Origin of the sequence: Streptomyces sp. NPDC006261, assembly GCF_040613515.1 — a bacterium.
Classification (GTDB): Bacteria; Actinomycetota; Actinomycetes; order Streptomycetales; family Streptomycetaceae; genus Streptomyces.
The window spans coordinates 1-3,080 of the sequence record NZ_JBEXSI010000141.1; the positions used below are offsets into that span (position 1 = coordinate 1).

Annotated in this window: 2 protein-coding genes; one reads left to right on the top strand and one right to left on the bottom strand. The window is 72.9% G+C overall.

Annotation, left to right across the window (positions count from 1 at the left end; genetic code table 11):
• Positions 1-118 precede the first annotated feature (118 nt).
• A complete protein-coding gene (locus ABZ154_RS34885) occupies positions 119-1,057 on the bottom strand; it encodes a helix-turn-helix transcriptional regulator (RefSeq protein WP_356838471.1) in 939 nt (312 codons plus the stop codon).
• A gap of 188 nt (positions 1,058-1,245) precedes the next feature.
• Here ABZ154_RS34885 and ABZ154_RS34890 point away from each other — a divergent pair, with 188 nt between their 5' ends.
• Positions 1,246-2,694 (top strand): MFS transporter, encoded by a 1,449-nt coding sequence (locus ABZ154_RS34890; protein ID WP_356838472.1) that lies wholly within the window; start codon positions 1,246-1,248, stop codon positions 2,692-2,694.
• Positions 2,695-3,080 lie beyond the last annotated feature (386 nt).

The following is a 3,080-nucleotide window of genomic DNA, read 5'->3' on the forward strand; positions in this document are numbered from 1 at the left end:
AGTGGGAACCATGCCGCTTCGCGCTGTCTCACCTGTCCCGGATCCACCTGACGGTGGCCCAGACGAGAAGGGGTCGTAGCGCGACTGTGACGCCGGGAACCCCTCCGGTCCGCGAAGGTCAGCGGGGAAGGCGGGGCGCAACCGGGGCGTCGCTCGTCGTCCCGTGCGCCGTGTCCGGCACGGTACCGCGCCGGGTGACCGCCGCCGGCCCGGCCGCGAGGCTGCCGAGCAGGCGGAGCGCGGCTTCGGACGGCGTGCGGGGCTCCGCGCTGTAGGCGATGATGCGCTGGCCGCAGTCGCCGGGGATGTGGAGGTTCTCGAAGGCGAGCTCCATCGTGCCCACCTGCGGGTGCTGGAAGTGCTTGACGCCCGAGGTGCAGGTGCGGATCGGGTGCCGGGCCCAGCGCGAGGCGAACTCGCGGTTCTGGATGACCAGTTGCCCGATGAGTTCGGCGAGCCGGCGATCGTCGGGGTGGCGTCCGGCGGTCAGGCGGAGGGAGGCGACGGCCAGCTGCGCCTCCTCGTTCCAGTCGGTGTAGAGCGTGCGGAAGTGCTCGTCCAGGAAGAGCAGGCGGGTCAGGTTGGGGCGGGTGGCAGGCTGGTCGGGGCCGCGGCGGTCCAAGTGCCCGGCGACGAGCGCGTGGCCCAGCGGGTTCCAGGCGAGGATGTCGTTCCGGCGGTCCAGGACGAGGGCCGGGACCTCGGTCATCGCGGCCAGCAGCTGCCGCGCCGACCGGCTGGCGTGCTCGGGCCGCTCCGCGGGCGGCTGCCGGAGGGCGTTGGGCCTGGCCAGGTCCTTGAGGTGGGCGGTCTCGTCGTCGGTGAGCCGCAGTGCGCGGGCGATGGCGGCCAGGACGGAGTCGGAGGCGCTGGTGGCCCGGCCCTGTTCGAGCCGCGTGTAGTAGGTCACGCTGACTCCGGCGAGCATCGCCAGCTCCTCGCGGCGCAGCCCGGTGACGCGGCGGCGCGGCGCGTGGGCCGCCAGGCCGGCGTCCTGGGGGCGCACCTCACCGCGGCGGTTGCGCAGGAAGTCTCCCAGCTCGGACGTGCTACCCATGACGGCTCCCAGGATCGACGGCTACGCTCTCCATGATGGCCCGGCCGGGCGGCCTGCGTGCCCCGCGAAGGGGGTCCTGTGAGGACTACCCTCCGCAGTGCTGGTGCCAAGCGGGGAATGGTTGCACCCCACCGCCCGGGAGGACGCTCTCTTCGTCACAACGCGTGTACGAGAGAGGGACTTCACTCATGACGGCCACCGACACCGCACAGGTCACGCCCGGCGACGACGCCCCGCCCACCCGTCTGACGCCACGCCTGAAGCTGGTGCTCGTGATCCTGCTGGCGGCGCAGTTCATGCTCGCCGTGGACTTCTCCATCCTCAACGTCGCCCTGCCGGTCATCGGTGAGGGACTCGGCTTCGAACTGTCCGGCCTCCAGTGGATCGCGACTTCCTTCGCCTTGTGCGCGGCGGGCTTCACGCTGATCTTCGGCCGCATCGCCGACCTCTTCGGCCGCCGCCGCCTCTTCCTGGGCGGACTGGCCGTCCTCGGCGCGGCCTCCCTGCTGGGCGGGCTTGCGACGTCCCCCGAACTCCTCATCATGGCCCGGGTGTTCCAGGGCCTGGCGACGGCCGCGGTCACCCCCGCCGGCCTCTCCCTGCTGACGACGTCGTTCCCCCAGGGGCCGCTGCGGGAGAAGGCCCTCGGCCTGAACGGCGCGCTGATGTCGGCCGGGTTCACCACCGGTGCCGTCCTGGGCGGCATTCTCACCGACCTGCTGTCCTGGCGGTGGGCCTTCTTCATCAACGTGCCCGTCGCGCTGCTCGTCCTCGTGGCCGCGGTCGTGGTCATCAAGGAGTCGCGGCCCGACCAGCGGCCGAAGCTGGACCTGCCGGGCGCGGTGAGCGTGACCCTGGGTCTGCTGGCCGTCGTCTTCGGCCTCACCCAGGCCGGTGAGCACGGCTGGGTCTCGCCGGCGGCTCTGCTCTCCCTCGCCGCCGGCGTACTGCTCCTGCTGGTCTTCTACGCCGTCGAGCACAAGGCCAAGGCCCCGCTCGTGCCGATCGGCGTGCTGAGCCGCAGGACGGTGGCCTGGGGCAACATCGCCGGTCTGATCGCCTTCCTGACCGAGACGTCGCTGGTCTTCCTCATGACGCTCTACCTGCAGGAGGTCCTGGGCTTCTCCCCCCTGGCCGCGGGCCTGTCCTTCGGCGTCCTCGGCATCGGCACCGTCGTCGGCGGAACCATCGCACCGCGGGTGATCGGGAGGCTCGGCACCCGGGCGACCCTGATCCTGGGCGGCGTCGTGCAGAGCGGGGCGACGGCCGCACTCACCGGACTCGGGGACGACCGCTCCTGGATGTGGCTGCTGCTCATCGGGACGCTTCTGGGCGGCATCGGCAACATGCTGGTCATCGTCGGCTTCATGGTCACCGCGACGACGGGGCTCCCGGACCATGAGCAGGGCCTCGCCACCGGCCTCGCGACGATGACCCAGCAGGTCGGTATCACGATGGGTACGCCGATCATGAGCGCCGTCGCCACCGCGGCGATCACCGGAGCCGGGGCGGCAGGCGTCCTCGGCGGGCTGAAGGTGGCCATCGCCGTGAACGCCGCCATCGTCCTGGCGGGCACCCTCGCCGCCACTCTGTTCCTCCGCAAGCCCGCTCCCGCCACCACGCCCGCCTCGACGTGATGAGCCGCGTCGTCCATCCGCCGACCGCCTGAAGGGCGCCGGCCGGTCCTGCATGCCGACCGGCGCACGTCCCTGGGGAGACGTACCGGCACATGCACGTCGAACCCCATCGGTTCCCGTGACCTCAGACGGCAGCCCGGGCACGCCCCGGCACTGACGCAGGCGATTCCCGTGCGCGTGTACCGGCCGGAGCCCGACCGGTACGGCGCCTACGGCGCCTCCTCCCACGCCCGACGCGATGTCTTCGCCCGCGCGCTGGTGCGAGCGGGCAGGCCACGGCGCGGGGCCGCGACCGGTCCCCTGTTCCGGTCGCGGGCCCCCCGGGGGGGGGGGCGGGGCGGGGGGGGGGAGCCGCACCCCGGGGGGGCGGGGTGGCGCCAGGAGGG

What these genes read in the sequence shown, in the direction of transcription:
- ABZ154_RS34890 (WP_356838472.1), top strand. Translation starts at nt 1,246, where the DNA reads ATGACGGCCACCGACACCGCACAGGTCACGCCCGGCGACGACGCCCCG.
- ABZ154_RS34885 (WP_356838471.1), bottom strand. Translation starts at nt 1,057, where the DNA reads ATGGGTAGCACGTCCGAGCTGGGAGACTTCCTGCGCAACCGCCGCGGT.